We start from the raw sequence: 17,971 nt of genomic DNA, 5'->3' as shown, positions 1-17,971 counted from the left end.
ACACTCGGCCCGGGAACACCACAGGGAGAGACGCATGAAACCGAAGACGAAGGGCATCACCGCCGCGGTCGTCGGCACCGCGCTCGGTGCCGGCGGGCTCGCGTTCGTCGCGATGCCGGCCAGCGCCGACGACAAGCCGGCGCTGCCGCAGGTGAGCGCCGAGGAGCTGGTCCAGTCGGTGGTCAAGGCGAAGCCGGGCGCGTTCGACGGCACCGTGAAGGTGAGCAACGACCTGGGCCTGCCCGCGGTGGGGAACGCGGTGCCGGGCGCGTCGGCGCTGAACATGGACTCGGCGCACATCTTCAGCGACGGCGCCGGCAAGAGCCGCCTCGCGGTCACGCAGGGGGCCAGCCAGGAGACCGTGGTCCACGACGGCACGACCGTCTGGGACTACAGCTCCAAGACCAACACCGCGACCAAGGTGACCATCCCGGCCGACGTGGCCAAGCAGAAGGGCGCGGGCAGCGAGAAGACGCCCGACCCGGTCACGGCGTCCACCGAACTGCTGGCGAAGGTCCGCGAGAGCAGCACGGTGTCGGTCGACGGCACCGCGACCGTCGCCGACCGCCCCGCGTACGAGCTGGTCCTGACGCCGAAGCCGACCGAGCGGACGCTGCTGCGCGAGATCCGCGTCGCGGTCGACTCGCAGACGCGCATGCCGCTGCGGGTGTCGGTGCTGAGCAACGGCACGTCGACGCCGGCGCTCGAGGTCGCGTTCAGCGAGATCCGGTTCACGCAGCAGCCGGCCGACCTCTTCACCTTCACCCCGCCGAAGGGCGCGAAGGTGCAGGAGAAGACGCCGACGGTCGACCAGCAGCACAAGGACCTCGCCGAGCAGGCCAAGCAGGACGTCAAGGTCGTCGGCGACGGCTGGGACACCGTCGTCACCGGCAAGGTCCCGGCGGACGCGCTGAACGCGGCGCCGAAGGCCCAGGGCGAGCGCAAGGGTGCGCCGGCCGACCCGAAGGCACTGCTCGAGCGGTTCGCCAAGAAGGTCGACGGCGCCTGGGGCAGCGGCTACCTCGTCACCACGAAGGTCGGCAGCGCGGTCCTGACCGACGACGGCCGGTTCGCCGCCGGTGCGGTGCCGGAGCAGGTTCTCTACGAAGCGCTGGGTCAGAAGTGACCAGCACGGCTGTGGAGTCCGGGGCGGACGTCTCTTCGGAGGCGTCCGCCCCGGCGGTCCCGCTCGCCGCGCGCACGCGCGGGTTGCGCAAGGTGTACGGCAGCACGGTCGCGGTCGACCACGTCGACCTCGACATCCCGCAGGGCGCGGTCGTGGGGATGCTCGGGCCGAACGGCTCGGGCAAGACGACCACCATCCGGATGCTGCTCGGCCTGGTCCGGCCGACCGAGGGCGAGGTCGAGCTGCTCGGCCGCCCGATGCCGGACGCCGCCGCGCACGCGCTGCCCGACGTCGGCGCGCTCGTCGAGGGGCCGGGCTTCCACCCGTTCCTGTCCGGGCGCGACAACCTGCTGCGCTTCGCCGCCGCGGAACCCCGGCTGGCTTCGGCCGGGATCCCCGCCGCCGTCGACTCCGCGCTGGAGCGCGTCGGGCTGACGGTCGCAGCGCGCCGCCGGTACAAGGGTTACTCGCTCGGCATGAAGCAACGGCTCGGGCTCGCTTCGGCGTTGCTCGTGCCGCGCAAGATGGTCGTGCTCGACGAGCCGACCAACGGCCTCGACCCCGCTGGTACCAGGGAGATCCGCAGGATCGTCGCCGAGCTGCACGCCGAGGGCGTCACCGTGCTGGTGTCGTCGCACCTGCTGGCCGAGGTCGAAGCGACCTGCACGCACGTCGCCGTGCTGCAGAGCGGGAACGTCGTCGCGCAGGGTGAGCTGGCGGAGCTGCTGGAGTCCGGGAACGCGGCCCTGCTGGTCCGCACGCCGGACGCGGAGCAGGCGGTGGAAGTGCTGCGGGAGAACCGGATCGGCGCCCGGCTGACGCCGGACGGCGTCCGCGTCGACCTGACGGCGGCGGAAGCACCGCGGGTGCTGCAGGTCCTGGTGGGCGCGGGGGTCGCGGTCCACGAGGCGACGCGGGCGCGCACCGGGCTCGAAGACTTGTTCGCCCGGCTGACGGAGGGGGCGGAATGACCGCGGTACTCGACGCACCGGCGGCCCGCACGGGCCACGACACGGTGCCGCTGCCCCGGCTGCTGGCCGCGGAGCTGCGCTGGATCTTCCGGCGGCCGCGCACGTTGGCCGTGCTCGGGCTGCTGGCCCTGATCCCGGTGATCATCGGCATCGGCCTGACCCTGGTCGACGACCAGCCGGGCAGCGGCGGCGGCCCGGACGACGGCGGCGGCGCGCTGCTGGCGTCCGCGGTCAACAACGCGTTCGTCCTGCCGATCGCGGCGATCGTGATGTCGCTGGCACTGCTGCTCCCGCTGGCCTCGGCCATGGCGGGCGCGGACGCGATCGCCGGCGAGACGGCGCACGGAACGCTGCGCGGCTGGCTGATCGCCCCGGTCGGCCGCGGCCGGCTCCTGGCGGTGAAGGCGTTCGGCGTCGCGACCGTGTCGGTCGTCTCGGTGCTCGCGATGTGCGTGACCGGCGTCGTGACCGGGCTGATCATCAACGGTACGGATTCGCTGTTCACGTTGTCGGGCACGACGTTGTCGCTCGGCGGCGCGCTGGCCCGGATCCTGCTGGTGGCGGGCTGGGTGGTGCTCCAGCTGTGGGCGGTCGGCGCGGTCGCGCTGGCGATCTCCAGCTGGACCGAGCACCCGATGCTGGTGGTGGCGTCGGTCCTGGCGACCGACATCGTGTTCACCATCCTCGGGTTCCTGTCCTCTTTGGACTGGCTGCACCCGTTCCTGCTGACGCAGAACTGGTCGATGGCACCGGCGGAGGTGCTGCAGGACCCGATGGGCACGCAGATGCTCGGCGAAGGCGCGCTGCGCGCGGTGTGCTACATCGTCATCGGGCTGTCGCTGGCCTACGCGCGCCTCTCGACCCGCGACGGCTGAATCCCGACCACCGCCAGCCCGTCGGGGTCCAGTGCGAGGTGCACCTGGTCCCCGGCGCGCAGGTCCGATGTCGCGGGTGCGACGGCGTCCACAGTGGATTCCTCGAGGCGAACCACCAGGCGTGAGTGTTCGCGGCGGTGCACCGCCGCGAACACTTCTCCTGCCACGCCGGAGTCCGCGACCCGCAGCGCGTGCGGCCGCAGCCCCAGCCGCACCGGACCGTCGTCCGCATCGGGCAGTGCGACGTCACCCAGCGCCGTGCGCACCACGCCGGCCGCCGCGACGCCGTCCACGAACGTCGTCACCCCGAGGAAGCGGGCCACGTCGTCGTCGGCCGGGTTGCGCCACACGCGCCGGACCGCGCCCTCCTGCCGGACCTCCCCGGCGTCGAGCACCGCCACCCGGTCGGCGAGCGTGAACGCCTCCTCCTGGTCGTGCGTGACCAGCAGCGCGGTGATCTTGCTGCGTCGCAGCAGCTCCGCCAGGTCGATGGCCAGCTGCTCGCGCAACCCGGCGTCCAATCCGGACAGCGGCTCGTCGAGCAGCAGCAGCCGCGGCTCCGGTGCCAGCGCCCTGGCCAGCGCGACCCGCTGGGCCTGACCGCCGGAAAGCTCGGTGACGCGCCGCTTTTCGAAGCCGGTCAGGCCGACCAGCGCCAGCAGCTCGGCGACCCGCGGCGCCCACTGCGCGCGCGGCACGCCGTGCATGCGCAGGCCGAACGCGATGTTCGCGGCGACGTCGCGGTGGCCGAAGAGCTGGCCGTCCTGGAACACCAGCCCGAAGCCGCGCTTGTGCACCGGCACCGCGCCGAGGTCCTCGCCGTCCCAGCTCACCGAACCGCGCGCGCCCGGTTCGAGCCCCGTGATCGCGCGCAGCAGCGTCGACTTCCCCGACCCCGACGGGCCGAGCAGGGCCAGCACTTCGCCGTCCGCGATGTCCAGGCGGGCGTCGCGCACCGCGGCGAACGTTCCGTAGTGGACGGTCAGGTCCCGCACCGACAACGCCATCAGAACTCTCCCACCCGGCCGCGTCCGAGCCGGTCGATCAGCGCGACCGCCAGCACCGTCACGAGCATCAGCAGCGCGCACGCGGCGTACGCCATCTGGTTGTTGAGCTCCCCCGGCCGTCCCATCAGCGACGCGATCGCCACCGGCAGCGTCGGTGCCGTCGGCCGGGCCAGGAAGCTGGTCGCGCCGAACTCGCCGAGCGCCACGACGAAGCCGAACCCGGCGGCGGCGACCAGCGGGCGCAGCGCCAGCGGCAGGTCGATCTCGCGCCACACGCGCAGCGGGCTCGCGCCGAGCGTCGACGCGGCCTGCCGCAGCCGGACGTCGACCGAGCGCAGCACCGGCAGCACCATCCGCACGATCAGCGGCGTGATCACCAGCGCCTGGGCCAGCGGGACGAGGTAGGGCGACGTCCGCAGGTCGCCGGGCAGCGCGTCGAGCGTGACGAGGTAGCCGAAGCCGACGGTCACCGCGGACACGCCCAGCGGCAGCATCAGCACGGCGTCCATGGTTTCCCCGAGCCCGCGCGCGGGTTTCGACGGCGACCGCCGCAGCGCCACCAGCACCACGGACGCGAGCACGCCGACGGCCATCGCGAGCAGCGTCGCGTCGATCGCGACCTTCAGCGAGTTCACCGCGGCGTCCCAACCGGACACCTGCAGCGCGCCCTTCTCGCCGGTGCTCGTGAGTGCCCGGTACCCGGCGAGGCTCCAGCCGTCCTCAGTGGACACGGACTCGGCGAGCAGCGCGACGATCGGCGTCAGCAGCAGGGCGAGCACGACGCCGGCCGCGCCGACGCCCCACCATTCGCCGCCTCTCGGCCGCCGCGGCCCGCCGGAGCCGATCCGGGCGCCGTCCTTGCGCCGCCGGGCCAGCCCGCCGAGCACCAGCGCGGCGACCACGGCCACGAACTGGATGACCGACAGCGCCGCCGCGCCCGAGAGGTCCAGCAGGTCGACCGTGCGCAGGTAGATCTCGGTTTCCAACGTCCGGTACTTCGCGCCGCCGAGGATCAGGACGACCCCGAAACTGGTGGCGCAGAACAGGAACACCACGGCCGCGGCGGACGCGACCGCCGGGGCCAGCGCGGGCAGCGTCACCGAGCGGAAGGCCCGCCACGGGGACGCACCGAGCGCGCGGGCGGCGTCGGTCGTCCGCGGATCGAGCCGCGCCCACAGCCCGGCGACCGTGCGCGCGACGACCGCGACGTTGAAGAAGGCGTTGGCCAGCACGATGGACAGCACGCCGCCGTCCGGCCAGAGCGCCCGGAACGCGAGCCCGACGACGACCGTCGGCAGCACGAACGGCACCAGCACCAGCGTCCGCGCCAGGCCGACGCCGGGCAGCCGCACGCGTGCCAGCAGGAACGCCACCGGCAGCCCGGCCACGACGGCGACGACCGTCGACGCCGCCGCGCTGCCGACCGTGAACGCGGCCAGCTGCCAGGTCCGCGCGTCGCCGAGGACGACGTCGAGCCCGCCCTCGGCGAACCCGCGCTCGATGATCGCCAGCACGGGCCAGGCGAAGAACACCACCAGGAACCCGATCGGGGCCAGCCCGAGCAGCGCCAAGCCGAGTCCGCGGGCGGTCCGGGGTGGAGCTACGACTGCACGAGCGTGCGCCATTCGCCGATCCACTTCTCCCGGCCGGCCTGCACCTGGTCCGCCGTCAGCGCTTGCGGCTTCTGCGGCAGCGGCGCGACCTGCGCCCAGCCGGCGGGCAGGTCGACGCCCTGGCGCGCCGGGTAGACGTACATGTTGGCCGCGACGGTCGCCTGGAACTGCTGCGACAAAAGGAAGTCGACGACCTTGCGCGCGCTCTCGGTCTGCTTGCCGCCGGCCAGCACGCCGGCGTACTCGACCTGGCGGTAGCAGGTGTCGAGCAGCGCCTTGGTGCGCGGCTTGCCGTCGTCGCCGACCTCGGCGGCCGGCGAAGACGCGTACGAGACGACGATCGGCCGCGGCCCCTTGCCCGCGGAGCCGGAGAAGTCCTTGGTGTAGGCCTCTTCCCAGCCGCTGACCACCTTGAGGCCGTTGGCCTTCAGCTTCGTCCAGTAGCCCTGCCAGCCGGACTCGCCGTACTTCGCGATGGTGCCGAGGAGGAACGCGAGCCCGGGCGACGCCGTGGCCGGGTCCTCGGCGACGAGGAGGTCCTTGTACTTCGGGTCGGCCAGGTCGTCGTAGCTCGACGGCGCCGGGATCCCCTTGGTGGCGAAGTAGTTCGTGTCGACGTTGACGCAGACGTCCCCGACGTCGACGGCGGAGAGCCGGTGCTCGGGATCGACGGCGTAGCGCTGCGGCCCACGGTCGGCTTCCGGGCTGGTGTAAGGCTCGAAGACGCCTTCGGAGAGCGCGCGCGAGGCGAAGGTCGAGTCGACGCCGTACGCGACGTCGCCGACCGGGTTCGCCTTGGTCAGCACGAGCTTGTTGGTCAGCGATCCGGCGTCGCCCTGCTTGAGCACGGAAATCTTGATGCCCGACTGCTTCTGGAAGGCGTCGAGCACCTCCTGCGGCGCCAGGAAGGAGTCGTGCGTCACGAGGGTGACGGTGGGCGTCTGCTGCGTGCCACCGTCGCCGTCCGACAGCGAGCACCCCGCGGCGACGACGCTGACGACGGCGATGGCCGTCGCGGCGCGAACAGCCCTGCGTTTCATCTACCCCTCCTGCACTTCGCCGGACGAGGAGAGGAAGCCCTCCCTTCGCCGGCATGATCCGGTCAGGTGCGAACGGTCGCGGGGTGACCCGCCTCTCAGCCCGGCTGACCGGACTCCCGTGGCAACCGTGCAGCGTAGTCCAGGACGGACGACCATGGAGACATGACGGAAATCTTGAGCGACTCCGAGACCGACGGACGACTGGGCGCGAACTGGACGCGTAGCGGAGCGGTGATCTCCCGGGAGGTGGAGCTGGCTTCGTTCTCCCAGGCGATCGAGGTGGTGGACCGGGTGGCGGTCCTCGCCGAGGCGGCCGACCACCACCCGGACATCGACATCCGCTGGCGCACCCTGACGTTCCGCCTCAGCACGCACTCGGCGGGCGGCCTGACGGCGAAGGACTTCTCCCTGGCGGCCGAGATCGACTCGGTGCTTTCGGCGCTGTGATCCTGGTTACTCTGAGTGCACTTTTTCACCGGTTCGACGTCTCTCGGTAAACGACTTTTGCTAGGAGAGACGGACATGACCCAGGCCATCGTGGTCGGCACAGCAGCATTCGCAACGATGGTGGCGGCAGCCGGCGGTGTGCTCTGGTTCACCGCCAAGGGTCGCCGTCACCCGGATGCCGGTGAGTTCGATCACAGCCGCTAACGAAGGGCAAGATCAGCGCGCTGAGCAGGGCGGAAGCATCGGTTTTCGGCCCTAGGAAACGCCATGAACAGCACCGCTACCCTCACCTCCGCGCAGCGCGCCTGGATCAACGCCCTCGCCCCCGCGGTGGTGCTGATCACCATCGCCCTGATGGGCCTGCTCGGCTGAGTTCGCCCGCGCCGCCGCTCTGATCCCGGCGCGGCGGCGTTTTCACTCCACCCGGATCACGTCCGGCGCCGGGAACGCAGCCGGCGTCTCGTCTTCGACGGTCCAGTATTCGAGCGCCGACAACCGGCCTTCGTCGACGAACACGATGAGCCCGCCGCCCGGCACACCCGCTTCGACCGCCACCCGCTCGGTGACCTCGAACGTGGGCGCGTCCGCATCGACTTCGAGGTCGACGGTCGGGCACCCGCAACCGCAGCGGCCGCTCACCTTCGCGGTGGCGGCCTGCACCCGCAGTTCGGCCGCGCCCGGGAAGTCCCCCGCGAGAAGGACTTCCAGGGTCTCGCGCTCGTTCCGCGTGAGCGGGCGGCTCACCATCAGTAGCGGGACATGTTCGGGATCGCCTTCTCCGCGACCCCGATGAGGTCCTCGACCTTCGCCACGTCGGCTGTCACATCTTCAGCAGTCACCGAAGGTGCCTCGGAAGAACGGTAGGCGACTTCGTTGCGCCGAACCCGCATCCGGTTGAAGGGACGCAGAAGCGGCCCCAGCGGCGGATCGAGCTGCGCGAGAACCGCTTCGTAGACGGCGATGTGGCCACCGCGGCTCGTCGCACGCAGGCCCTGGTTCTGCAGGATGGCCGCCAAAGCCCGGCGGGCGCCGTCGTACGCCAGCGTGTAGGCGCCTTCCGGATCCGAGTTCAGCAGCTGCCGCGCTGAACCGACGTGGGTACGAGCCCTGGCGAGCTCCCCTTCCGCGGCTTCCCGTGAAGCCGGGACGTGTTCGAGGGAACCGCGCGCGATGAGCGCGTCGATCGTGGCGCGCCCTTGGTTCCACGGGGTCATCGGGATGGCTCCTGGTCGAGGGACAACGGGACCAGCGGACGCTCACGCACGCTGACGAGAAACGGATCCGTGCTGCCTGCCGCCCACGAGGCCGGCGAGATCCGGTGGACGTTGACCTCGCGGCCCAGCCGGCGCGACACGCCTTCGGCCAGGTCGAAGAGCACGTCCGGGTCAGGCGAACCGACGACGAGCACGTCGACGTCCCCGGGCGGCGGGCCCGGTTCGCCGCGGTAGCGCGCGGCCCAGGACCCGTAGATGTAGGCCTCGTGCACACCCGTCAGACCCGACAAAGCCTCGGCGAGCAGCGGCAGCGGCCCGAAGGTGACCGCGATGACCTCGCTCAACGGCCGGTAGAGCGGGGTGTCCGTGCGGGCTTTGACAAGCCGGCTCCGGCCGACTCGCCGGTCTTCCAGGATGCCGCCACCCACGAGCCGTTCGACCTCGCGCAGCACGGCCGTCGGCGTGACACCACAGGCCTCGGCGAGCTCGGTGATGCTGTATTCGCGCTCCGGGTGCAGCAGGACCAGCGCCAGCAGCTCGCCCTGCATGCGCGAACGCAGCAAAGGCAGCAAACTCGGCGAAGCTTTCATTGGACGCAGCATACCCTGCGCCGAATGAAAGCAACACTCAGTAGTTCTTGCTCACCAAGCGTGCGTCAGACGTTGAAGCGGAACTCGACCACGTCGCTGCGAAACACTTGAAGTGTGGCAACAACCCGTCGTTGCGCCATCTACCTACGAGTCAGCTTAGACGCGGCTGGCGAGCAGCTGGCTGTTCAACGACAGCGGGCGGACTGTCTACGCGTCGCTGACCAGCGCGGATGGCATGCCGTCGGCACAAGTCCCGCCCCGAGTACGACCGGTTGGTCGCCGCGTACGAAGCCGGCGAGTTCGACGCACTGGTCTGTTGGGACTTGGATCGGCCGCCCGTCAGCTCGAACACTGGGTCGACGCAGCGCAAGAACGCGACCTGTTGCTGGTCACCGCGAACGGCGAGGCCGATCTGCCGACCGACAGCGGCCGGATGTTCGCCCGGATCCAGGCGACTGTCGCCCGCGGCGAGATCGAGCGGAAGGCCGCACGACAGCGCGCCGCTGCCCTCCAGCGTGCGGAGCACGGTAAGTCTCCTCTCGGCGTTCGGTCGACGGGCTACACCTCGGCACGCGAGGTCATCGAGAGCGAAGCCGTCATCGTGCGCGAACTCTTCGATCGGTTCGCCGCCGGGGATTCTCTCCGCGCGCTTGCCGCGTGGCTCACCGAAGCCGACGTCTCCACTCGTCACGGCCGTCCATGGAACCCCAGCGGACTTGGACGCCCAGGCTCACGAGCTACTCGACGCAGCACCGCCGCTGACACCCAGGCAGCGGGACCGGCTGGCTGCCCTGTGGACCGCACACCGTCCGCCGTCGCGTCGCCCGCAATCGCGAGGGAAGGCGGCATGAGCTGGAAAGCCGCCGCTGTATGCGCTCGTTGAGCAGGCCGGTTACAGCAAGTATTGTACCGAGTGTGAAACGTGACGAAGGGGCAGCTGAAGCTCGGCTGGCGCTCGTTGCGCAGCAGGTTTGGAGCGGCAACCGGGGTCCAGGCGACTTCGTCGACGCATTCGTGAGCGCGCTGGTCTACGCGCAGCGACCGGAGGAGCCGGCGCTGCTGGTGACCGACCTTGGCGAACGCGGCAAATGGATGGCCGTCTTCACGACCCTCGAACGGCTGGCCGCGCACGTGGGCGAGTGCAGCTACTTCACTACAACGGGTGCGGATCTGTTGGAACTGGTCCCGCCTGGCGTGGGTCTGATGGTCGACCCCGACGATGCGCATCGGTTCCCGGTCCTGTCTCGGATGGCGCCGCCGGAATTGATCGCGCGGGCATGGGCATCCGCGGGAGAGCGGGGACGCAAGGCGGAGTAGTTGCCTGACGCAAGTGGCAGAGGGGACGAAGAGGGGTGGATGGTCCAGGCTTTCACGTCGACATCGAGGTGCTGGAGAACGCATCGAAAAACATGAGCGCTGTCGTACACGACCAGGACAGCTTCGAACTTCGCGGGCTGTGCGGTGAACCAGGTCTGTATGGCCACAGCGGCGTTCATGACGCACTCGCGGAGTTGTGTGGCCGATGGAGTGTCGGACTCGACGCGCTGTCTGATCGCGCCAGTGACCTCGGGGACCTGCTCGGCAAGGCAGCATCCGCCTACCGGGCGATCGAGCACACCAACACAGCGGCTCTGAAGTCCGATCCCGGGTGGGACGCAGTCTCGCCCGACGAGCCGACGATTGGCGCTGTCTGATGGCGGAGCTCGGCCAGACGGCCGATCCGAAGGCCTTGATCCCCGGCGATCCGCCGGCCGTGTTCGAGAACGCCCGAGTACTGAGCGAACGAGCCAAGACGGCCCACGCAGTTGGGGACGCGCTCCGGCGGATCGACACCGGCGCCTGGCAGGGACCGGCGGCGGACAAGTTTCACGAGGACCACCAGACCGAGGTGCCTCGTTGGGGGCAGGCCGGCGACTCGTTGGCCAACGCCGCTCTCGCGCTGACGGACTTCGCGAACTGCCTCTCCTGGGCGCAGGGGCAGGCAGCCGAAGCCATTACCCAGTGGCAGCAGGGCGACAAGGCCACCCAGCAAGCGAAGACCGACCATGATCGCGCTGTTGCCGATGCCGACGCGAAAACCAGGGCGAACGCACAACACGGTGACCCGACCGTGGTGCAGGCCCCGCCGTTCACCGACCCCGGCGAGGCCCAGCGCCAAGCCGCGCGAGACATTCTGAACCGCGCTCGGCAGCAGTTGGCGAGCGTAGGCAACCTGACGGCTGACGCACTCCGCTATGAGGGAGCAGGTTCGCCGCAGGACTCCCGCAAGCAGGCCGATGCGAACTTCTTCGGCGGCATCTGGGACAGCATCAAGGGGGCAGGTGAAGTCCTCTACCAGATCCTCGCGGATCCGGCTGAAGTCGTCGCGTCGATGGCGCACAACATCGCGCATCCGGTCGACACGTTCAAGGAGATGGTCGCCTGGGATGACTGGGCCAACGGCCACGGCGACCGCGCCCTGGGCAAGATCACCGGCACCATGCTGCTGGGGTTCACCGCGTTCGGCGCGGGAAAGCTGCTCAAGGAGCGCGCACCCGGGCACGGCGAGCACGAGCCCGATTCGGAGCGCGGTCTCCCGGGAGAGAGCGGCACCCCGGACGTACCCACCAGCTTCGCGCCTACCGACGTGTCCAAGGTCAAGGAGCATCTTTCCCGGCCCGGCCTTGACCATTTCGGACCGAACGACGTGATGCTGGACCGAATCGGGAAGGCTCTGGCTGAGGGAAAGCCGCTGTCAGAGGCACAGACCAACTTCATGCGTCACGAAACGCTCGAGGCGAAGCTGATGGATGGCGGGATGGGCTACGAAGAAGCGCACGCCGAGGCTTTGCAGACCCATCCTCCCGGCAAGAATTATGATCCCGACGTGATCGATCAGGAACCCCTGTTCGGTCCGTGGTGGCGGAAGATGAACGGGTTGGGACCGCGATGACGATCGTTGAAGTGGAACGGCACGGCCTGGTCGCGATCGGCGAAGGCGATCACCCAGCGGCATACCAGCCCGCGGAGTGGCTGCGGTCGTCCCGATCGGCGATCGGTGCCCCGGCGAACGCCGTCCGAATGCACGTCGAAGTCCTGCGACGGTTTGGCGGTCTCGCTCCACGCGCTCTTGTCGGCGGACAGTTCATACCCGGCCAGGGCGACCAGACGCAGTTCGCCGTTGCTGTGGCGACCTTCGGATTGTTCGACGCCGACGAGGAGCCGACCTGCCCGAGCGAGTTGTGGAAGGAACCGTTCACTGTCGGGCTGCCCAGCGAGTTCGCCCGAGCAGTGGCCACTGCACTTGGCGGGGGACCTGGTCTCCCAGCTGGGACACTCACCATCGACCGCGCCGGCTTCGACCTCGTCAATTCGTCCGAAATGATCTTCGGGCAGGCGGCAGCCGTGCTGAAGGCCGCCATGGCCGCGCAGCTTTCGGGCCAGGATGCCGACGCCGTGGCCAGGTCGCTCGTCAGCACCTGGTGAGTCCGAGCAGCGCCAGAAACCGCGAAGTGTGCTGGATCCACTCCCCCTCACTAATCGCGCCGGCTAGCTGCATGAGGCCCTGACGTCAGTGACGCCGGCGGGAAGCCGAGAAGCTGGTGGCTGGTTTCCGGCGGTGGTGTGTGGTCGATGGTAGTTGTAGTGCACGTTCCAGACCGCAAGCGCGGCTGTGCGTTGAGCTTCGCTGGTCCAGACGCGGGCGTAGAGAAACTCTTCGGCCAGGATCCGGTTGTAGCGTTCGATGCTCCTATATTCGTCAAGCGGCATGGGGGTGCGTGGTTGTGAGTGGGGTGTTGTTCGAGGAAGGTTGGCGTAGATTTCGCGGGCGATGTAGCGCTTGAGGCAGCGGATGCTCTCGCGTTTGCTGAGTCCTTCGGCCGTGCGTCGTTCGACGTAGTCACGGGTGGGTTGATGGCGGCGCATCCGGACAATGGTCACGATGTAGAGCGCGCTGTTGGCGGCGCGATCACCGCTGCGGCTGAGGCGGTGACGTCCGGTGGTGCGGCCGCTGCTGGCTGGTTGCGGGGCGACCCCGCAGAGTTTGGCGAAGGCAGCCTCGCTGCGGATGCGGTGCGCGTTGTCGCCGGCGGTGACGAGGAACTGTCCGGCCAGCTCGATCCCGACACCGTGAAGCTCGACCAGTTCCGGGGCTGTGGCGCGGACCAGAGCCTCGATCTGCTTGTCGAGGGTTTTGATCTCCGCGTCCAAGGTTTTCCAGCGGCGGGCGAGATCACGCAGTGCCGTGGTCACTCCGGCCGTGAGCAGCCGTGCGGGTGCATCGATGAGGGTGAGGACGTCATCGGTCTCGGGATGCAGCTGCAGGCATCGGTTGATCAGGGTCCTCTTGGTCAGTGCCACCAGGTCGTCACGCAGCGGCGAAGGGGCACCGATCATCACGCCCCACAGGGTGTTGAAGGTTTGAGTCCGGGCCTTGACCGCGCTGGAACGGGTGATCCGCAGGGTGCGAATCACCTCGACAATGCCGGACTTGGCCTTCGGAGTTGCGGTCGACGTCTGTCCCAGAACAGCCCGGGCGATCTGCTCGGCATCCAGGCGATCGGACTTGCCGTCCATCCGCCGGGCCAGCCGGTTTGTCCGGTTGACCTCGATGACTCGGACGTCGGCGGTGGTGAGGAACCTGCTCAGGGTGGCCCCGAACGACCCGGTGCTTTCGACACCGACCGCGGTGACGACACCGTGGCTTGTGATCCAGTCCAGCAAATGGGCGTAGCCGCGGTCGCGGGCAGGGAACTCGCGATGTCCGAGAAGCCGGCCGTGCTCATCGACCACGGCTGCGTAGTGGGTGTGCTTGTGCGTGTCGACGCCGCCGATGACACGGGTGGCAGAAGTTGTCATGCTGGAACTCGCTCCTCCGGTGTGTTCGCGCTGGCGGATGGGCGAACCGACCGGACGGGCGAGAGGTCTGTGACGGGGCTTCTGATCCAAGCTCCTATCAGGTCAGACCCGTCTGGCCGGTGCGCATGCGGTGCTGCGCCCGAGCGGGCCGACAAATCGAACGCAGGACACCACGAACTACCCGTGGGTCACACCTTGGCCGGGGTCAGACCAGCCCGACGCAGCACCAAGCCCCAGTCTTCACAGACCTTGCCGTTGTGGCGCGGGGTGTAGGGCGTGATCCGCTGGTGGTGGGCCCGCGCAGGACAGTGGCGAAGTCGTGGGCGCGGTAGCAGGCACCGTTATCGGTGACCAGCCGGTGGATGTGGGTGATGCCGTGGCGGGCGAAGAACGCCCGGGCGCGGTGGGTGAACCCGATCGCGGTGGAGGCTTTCTCGTCCGGTAGCGCTTCGGTGTAGGCCAGGCGGGAGTAGCCGTCGACGGCGGAGTGCAGATAGGTGTAGCGGGCCCGTGCACCGCGGGTTTTGCCGCGGGCGACCTGCCGGGCGTGGTCGCTGTCTTTGCCGTGGACGCGCCAGCCCCCGCCGTCGGGGATCTGACCGGTTTTCTTCACGTCGAGATGGACCATGTGCCCGGGCCAGCGGGCGATGATCCGGCGTGATTGCCGGTTGGTCGCGCCGGTGGGGTCGAGGAACCGGCCGCGGTTGAGGCCGAGGTGCAACAGGTGCCAGCCGACGGTGTGGACCGAGATGGTGATGCCCTCGGCGGCCAGTTCGGTGGCGATGCGGCGGGCGGAGTACTTGCGTTGCCGGCGTAGTTGCTCGATGCGGGTCACCACCTCGGCGGGGGTGGCGGTCGGGTGGTGGTGCGGGACGCTGGGCCGGTCGGTCAGGCCGGTTTCGCCGTGGTTGCGCCAGCGATTGACCCACTTGCTGGCGCATTGGCGGGAGATACCCATCTCGGCGGCGACGTGGGCGATCGGGCGGGTCTGGTAGCGCGTGACGAGCCGGCGGCGGCCATCGAGGGACAGCGGGGCGTTACGGTGGTGCTTGGACGGGTCTTTCTGATCGGCGGATGTGTTGTTCGCACTTCTCATCCTGCCGCCGAAAGACCCGTCCCTCAGTCTCGAGGCCCTGCCAGCCGTCACCAACGTCACGACTCGCAACAGCTAGCCAAGCAAGGCGAGCCACGCAACCGGTGCACTGGGCAATGGTGATCCGAGGGGTACCGGCACTGCATGTACCGGCGTTGCCACCCCTCGTCAACGAGGACGAGAGTGAGTGAGTTAGTCAGGTACGACCTGCTGTCGCTAACTCAACGGTATCACCGGGGGTGACAGGGGAGCTGATAGTCCGCGGAGCATCGGAGGCTCTGCCGAGCAAGAGCCAACAACGATCTCGGCTTGGGATTCGATTCGCGACACAAGATGCCTGGCCGACTCAGCAGGCCCAGGCCGTCAGCCGCAGGTGCTGGTTGGCTCCGATCGGGCTCGGATCATCGGTGAGCTTGATCGTGCAGGGGAGCACCGGCCATCGACGTCGCGCTCGTGGTGGCCCGACTCGTCTCAGCTGGTCACACTCCCGCTGAAGGGCGGGCGGAGGCTCTCCCGACCTGTCTCGGGAACTTGGACCTACCTGAGCAACCAGCAACTACGCGATGTGACCTTGAGTAACCTTTGTCTCGGATATTCTGTTCTGCTGGGCTACAAACGTGCCTAGTGCAGGTGAAGGGGGTGAGGCGACCGCTGGAAGGGAGCCTCTCTTGGCCAGTTCTCCGGCCGTGGGGTTGGTCCGGCGCCACATATCCACTGGCCGGCCAGCAGCGCTCATGCCGCCGACGAGAGTCGCGTGGCAGGGCCGAGGACTCCTGCGATTACGGGCCCGGCCGGGCAACAGCCTGGTCAGAGCGCGAGAAGTCCCGCTTCCGGCGGCAGGACCGGACTGGCCTCCGATCAGTCGTCGTCATAGGCTTCGAGTGCGGGGCGTCCGCAGAGGTTCGGATAGGAGACGGGGCTGCCTCCCCGTCCTGAGGGAGGTCGAGAGTGCTCCTCCGCTTTCGGGTGGCCAATCACCGCTCGATTCGTGGTGAGTGCGAGCTGTCGTTCGTCAGTACATCGGCGGACGACGGCGTGGCGCGTGCTACGGCGCTGCGCGACCGCGGCCAGGAGGTGTCAGTCCTTCCGATCATCGGCATCTTCGGTGCGAACGCGTCCGGCAAGACGAACCTCCTGCGGGCTCTGTTCGACATGCGCGACGCCGTACGAACCTCATTCGCAGAGTGGGCGACCCAGTCTCGGGTCCCGCGTCAACCGTTCAAGCTGGACCTGGCCTCCACGGACGAGACGACTCTCTTCGAGGTCGACCTGATGCTGGGTGCAAACCCGACCCGCTACACCTACGGCTTCGAACTCTCGGACGAACGGGTCGAGGCGGAATGGCTGCATGCATACCCCGACGGAAGGCGCGCCGTCTGGTTCGACCGTGAAGCCGGGCGTCCAGAGGCCGAGGGCGGCGAGTTCCTCTTCCCCCGCTCCAGCCACGGCTTCCAGGGAAAGCGCGACGTACTTGTGTCCGTCACTCGCCCCAACGCGCTCTTCTTGTCCACGGGCGCCACTCTGAACGATCCTCAGCTGGCCGCTCTGCACAGGTGGTTCGTCGACAACCTCTGGATGGTAACCCCCGGGCAGGATGTCAAGGCCAGAAGTGATTGGACGCAGCGTATGCTGGCCGATCCGAAACACGGGAAAAGCTACCGGAAATGGCTCGTCGAGCTGCTCTCCATCGCCGATCTGGGAATCACTGGAATCGACATCGACCGGGAGACAGGCGAGATCGCCCTGCGACACCGCAGTTCCGACAGCAGTGATCTCGCACTTGACTTCCTCGGTGAAGAGTCGCTCGGTACTCACTCATGGTTCGCTTTCCTCGGCCCGATGCTCTCTGTCCTCGAGGCCGGTACTGTGCTCTTGGTGGATGAACTCGACTCCAGCCTTCATCCCACACTGGCCGCTGAAGTAGTACGCCTCTTCCAAAACCCCAAGTCCAATCCGCGGTGTGCGCAACTGCTCTTCACCACGCATGACGCGACGCTGCTCGGCAGTGCGGTCTTGGACCGCCCGCTCGCCCGTGAGCAAATATGGATCACCTCGAAGAAAACATCAGGTGAGACCGAGCTCTATCCGCTGACGGCGGCCGGCCCTGGAGACGACGAGGACTTGGAACGTGGATACCTGCGCGGCCGATATGGCGGTTCACCACGAGTCAGCGTGGGCGAGATCGCTCGCGCTCTTATCTGGATCGAGACGGAACGGGATCGCGAGAAGGAGGCGAAGGCGCCGGCGTGAGTGAGCGGGGCGAGCAGGAGCAGACCATGGGCGACCACGAGTCCGAGGCGGTATCGAAAAAGCAGAAGAGGCGCAGAGGGAGCAGCGACGAGGAACGGTCGCTGACACTCGTCCGGCGGCCCGAGCACAAGCAGGAGCGGGTCCTCTACGTCGGCTGTGAGGGTGAGTCAACCGAGCCAGACTACCTGGATTACCTGGTCAAGAGGTTCGGATCAGGTGAGCGCACGGGACAGCCGTTTCGAATCGTCCCCGTTTACAAGGCGAACGGTCTTCTGCCCGAGCAGGTGGTGGAAGCCGTACGCCAGTACGCCGCGAACGACGAGACCTGGGCATTGTTCGACCGCGACGAGCACACACGGATCCCGCAGGCCGTGGACGATGCGGCAGCCGATGGTACGGAGTTCTGCTTCTCCCACCCGTCCTTCGACCTGTGGCTACTCCTGCACTTCCAGGCATTCGGCGGGCAGCAGAGCGGCAAGAGCACCAATGTGGTGGACAAGCTCCGCAAGGCCGATCCAGCCTTCAGACGCTTCGACAAGAAGAACGACAAAAGTGTCCAGGGGCAGCGCCGCCAAGCATTGGAGGGTAAGGCCAAAGCTGCCATCGCACACGCCAAGAGCCTCGTCTCCCAGTGCGAGCACGGAGCGTGCAAAGTCAGCCACTATCAGGCCGCCCCTGTCGACCGCATCAGCCCTCGCAACCCCGACAACCTACCCCAGTCACCGCGCAAGTGGGCCGCCCGTTCCGGCCATGCTCTGGACTGCAAGGTCCTGGACCGGGACCCGTCCACTGACGTGTGGCGTCTCCTCGTCAGCCTCGGCATCGAGGACGACTGACAGGGTGCTCGAAATCAAGTGCCTCGGGCCTCTCAACTCGATGCCCGCCGGGCGTCTACGCTGCCCTGGC

General features: G+C 68.6%; 19 protein-coding genes, 1 pseudogene and 1 riboswitch. Of the genes and pseudogenes, 12 read left to right on the top strand and 8 right to left on the bottom strand.

All coding sequences use genetic code 11. The annotated features are described in order from the left end of the window. Positions 1-34 precede the first annotated feature (34 nt). The 3 genes from AB0B33_RS00260 to AB0B33_RS00250 are packed head-to-tail and all read left to right on the top strand — an operon-like array spanning position 35 to position 2,972. Entirely contained in the window at positions 35-1,126 is a 1,092-nt protein-coding gene (locus AB0B33_RS00260) for an outer membrane lipoprotein carrier protein LolA (protein WP_360764929.1), read from the top strand. After that, the gene (locus tag AB0B33_RS00255; RefSeq protein ID WP_360764926.1) at positions 1,123-2,097 is read left to right on the top strand and encodes an ABC transporter ATP-binding protein; all 975 of its coding nucleotides are present in this window, start codon (positions 1,123-1,125) and stop codon (positions 2,095-2,097) included. The genes AB0B33_RS00260 and AB0B33_RS00255 overlap by 4 nt, the downstream gene beginning before the upstream one ends. Then, the gene (locus tag AB0B33_RS00250) at positions 2,094-2,972 is read left to right on the top strand and encodes an ABC transporter permease subunit (protein ID WP_360764923.1); all 879 of its coding nucleotides are present in this window, start codon (positions 2,094-2,096) and stop codon (positions 2,970-2,972) included. Before AB0B33_RS00255 ends, AB0B33_RS00250 begins: the two co-directional genes overlap by 4 nt. On the opposite strand, the gene AB0B33_RS00245 is transcribed toward AB0B33_RS00250, so the two are convergent. From AB0B33_RS00245 to AB0B33_RS00235, 3 genes are read right to left on the bottom strand one after another with little or no spacing between them, the layout of a single operon-like run. Continuing rightward, a complete protein-coding gene (locus tag AB0B33_RS00245) occupies positions 2,942-3,979 on the bottom strand; it encodes an ABC transporter ATP-binding protein (RefSeq protein WP_360764920.1) in 1,038 nt (345 codons plus the stop codon). The genes AB0B33_RS00250 and AB0B33_RS00245 overlap by 31 nt on opposite strands. After that, the gene (locus AB0B33_RS00240) at positions 3,979-5,535 is read right to left on the bottom strand and encodes an iron ABC transporter permease (protein ID WP_360766168.1); all 1,557 of its coding nucleotides are present in this window, start codon (positions 5,533-5,535) and stop codon (positions 3,979-3,981) included. The genes AB0B33_RS00245 and AB0B33_RS00240 overlap by 1 nt, the downstream gene beginning before the upstream one ends. A 44-nt stretch (positions 5,536-5,579) precedes the next feature. Next, a complete protein-coding gene (locus AB0B33_RS00235; protein ID WP_360764917.1) occupies positions 5,580-6,632 on the bottom strand; it encodes a thiamine ABC transporter substrate-binding protein in 1,053 nt (350 codons plus the stop codon). A gap of 22 nt (positions 6,633-6,654) precedes the next feature. Next, positions 6,655-6,762, bottom strand: a riboswitch (TPP riboswitch). A 32-nt stretch (positions 6,763-6,794) separates the two neighbouring features. Between AB0B33_RS00235 and AB0B33_RS00230 the strand changes: the two genes are divergently transcribed. Both AB0B33_RS00230 and AB0B33_RS00225 read left to right on the top strand, forming a co-directional pair. Continuing rightward, positions 6,795-7,079, top strand: coding sequence for a 4a-hydroxytetrahydrobiopterin dehydratase (locus AB0B33_RS00230; protein WP_360764914.1), 285 nt, complete (start codon positions 6,795-6,797; stop codon positions 7,077-7,079). Positions 7,080-7,154: 75 nt separating this feature from the next. Further along, the gene (locus tag AB0B33_RS00225) at positions 7,155-7,283 is read left to right on the top strand and encodes a hypothetical protein (RefSeq protein ID WP_281506229.1); all 129 of its coding nucleotides are present in this window, start codon (positions 7,155-7,157) and stop codon (positions 7,281-7,283) included. Positions 7,284-7,493: 210 nt separating this feature from the next. Here the strand turns inward: AB0B33_RS00225 and AB0B33_RS00220 are convergent, their stop codons facing one another. The 3 genes from AB0B33_RS00220 to AB0B33_RS00210 are packed head-to-tail and all read right to left on the bottom strand — an operon-like array spanning position 7,494 to position 8,883. After that, entirely contained in the window at positions 7,494-7,826 is a 333-nt protein-coding gene (locus tag AB0B33_RS00220; protein ID WP_360764911.1) for a hypothetical protein, read from the bottom strand. After that, positions 7,826-8,293, bottom strand: coding sequence for a hypothetical protein (locus AB0B33_RS00215; RefSeq protein ID WP_360764907.1), 468 nt, complete (start codon positions 8,291-8,293; stop codon positions 7,826-7,828). The genes AB0B33_RS00220 and AB0B33_RS00215 overlap by 1 nt, the downstream gene beginning before the upstream one ends. Then, complete coding sequence (locus AB0B33_RS00210; protein ID WP_247018758.1) at positions 8,290-8,883, bottom strand: ArsR family transcriptional regulator; 594 nt, start codon at positions 8,881-8,883, stop codon at positions 8,290-8,292. The genes AB0B33_RS00215 and AB0B33_RS00210 overlap by 4 nt, the downstream gene beginning before the upstream one ends. 382 nt (positions 8,884-9,265) lie before the next feature. Between AB0B33_RS00210 and AB0B33_RS00205 the strand changes: the two genes are divergently transcribed. From AB0B33_RS00205 to AB0B33_RS00185, 5 genes are read left to right on the top strand one after another with little or no spacing between them, the layout of a single operon-like run. Beyond that, on the top strand, positions 9,266-9,766 hold the full coding sequence (locus AB0B33_RS00205; RefSeq protein ID WP_360764904.1) for a recombinase family protein: 501 nt from the start codon (positions 9,266-9,268) through the stop codon (positions 9,764-9,766). 32 nt (positions 9,767-9,798) lie between these two features. Continuing rightward, positions 9,799-10,200 carry an SseB family protein gene (locus AB0B33_RS00200; protein ID WP_360764901.1) on the top strand — a complete coding sequence of 134 codons (402 nt, stop codon included), beginning with the start codon at positions 9,799-9,801 and terminating at the stop codon, positions 10,198-10,200. 35 nt (positions 10,201-10,235) lie between these two features. After that, the gene (locus AB0B33_RS00195; protein WP_360764898.1) at positions 10,236-10,577 is read left to right on the top strand and encodes a hypothetical protein; all 342 of its coding nucleotides are present in this window, start codon (positions 10,236-10,238) and stop codon (positions 10,575-10,577) included. Beyond that, positions 10,577-11,815 carry a putative T7SS-secreted protein gene (locus AB0B33_RS00190; protein WP_360764896.1) on the top strand — a complete coding sequence of 413 codons (1,239 nt, stop codon included), beginning with the start codon at positions 10,577-10,579 and terminating at the stop codon, positions 11,813-11,815. Before AB0B33_RS00195 ends, AB0B33_RS00190 begins: the two co-directional genes overlap by 1 nt. Beyond that, positions 11,812-12,348: a hypothetical protein gene (locus tag AB0B33_RS00185; protein ID WP_360764893.1), complete on the top strand. Its 537-nt coding sequence runs from the start codon at positions 11,812-11,814 to the stop codon at positions 12,346-12,348. The genes AB0B33_RS00190 and AB0B33_RS00185 overlap by 4 nt, the downstream gene beginning before the upstream one ends. A gap of 63 nt (positions 12,349-12,411) precedes the next feature. Here AB0B33_RS00185 and AB0B33_RS00180 read toward each other — a convergent pair whose 3' ends face one another. Beyond that, positions 12,412-13,722 carry an IS110 family transposase gene (locus AB0B33_RS00180; RefSeq protein ID WP_360764890.1) on the bottom strand — a complete coding sequence of 437 codons (1,311 nt, stop codon included), beginning with the start codon at positions 13,720-13,722 and terminating at the stop codon, positions 12,412-12,414. Between the two features lie 221 nt (positions 13,723-13,943). Next, positions 13,944-14,818: pseudogene (locus AB0B33_RS00175) on the bottom strand (IS481 family transposase); the annotation flags it as partial. A gap of 945 nt (positions 14,819-15,763) precedes the next feature. On the opposite strand from AB0B33_RS00175, the gene AB0B33_RS00170 reads away from it, so the two are divergent. Both AB0B33_RS00170 and AB0B33_RS00165 read left to right on the top strand, forming a co-directional pair. Continuing rightward, positions 15,764-17,065 (top strand): ATP-binding protein, encoded by a 1,302-nt coding sequence (locus AB0B33_RS00170; protein ID WP_360764887.1) that lies wholly within the window; start codon positions 15,764-15,766, stop codon positions 17,063-17,065. Next, positions 17,062-17,901, top strand: coding sequence for an RloB family protein (locus AB0B33_RS00165; RefSeq protein WP_360764884.1), 840 nt, complete (start codon positions 17,062-17,064; stop codon positions 17,899-17,901). Before AB0B33_RS00170 ends, AB0B33_RS00165 begins: the two co-directional genes overlap by 4 nt. Positions 17,902-17,971 lie beyond the last annotated feature (70 nt).

Origin of the sequence: Amycolatopsis sp. NPDC049159, assembly GCF_040648295.1 — a bacterium.
Taxonomy (GTDB): Bacteria; Actinomycetota; Actinomycetes; order Mycobacteriales; family Pseudonocardiaceae; genus Amycolatopsis; species Amycolatopsis pretoriensis_A.
The sequence above is the reverse complement of the archived record's forward strand: the minus strand, read 5'-3'. Positions and strand labels throughout refer to the sequence as shown.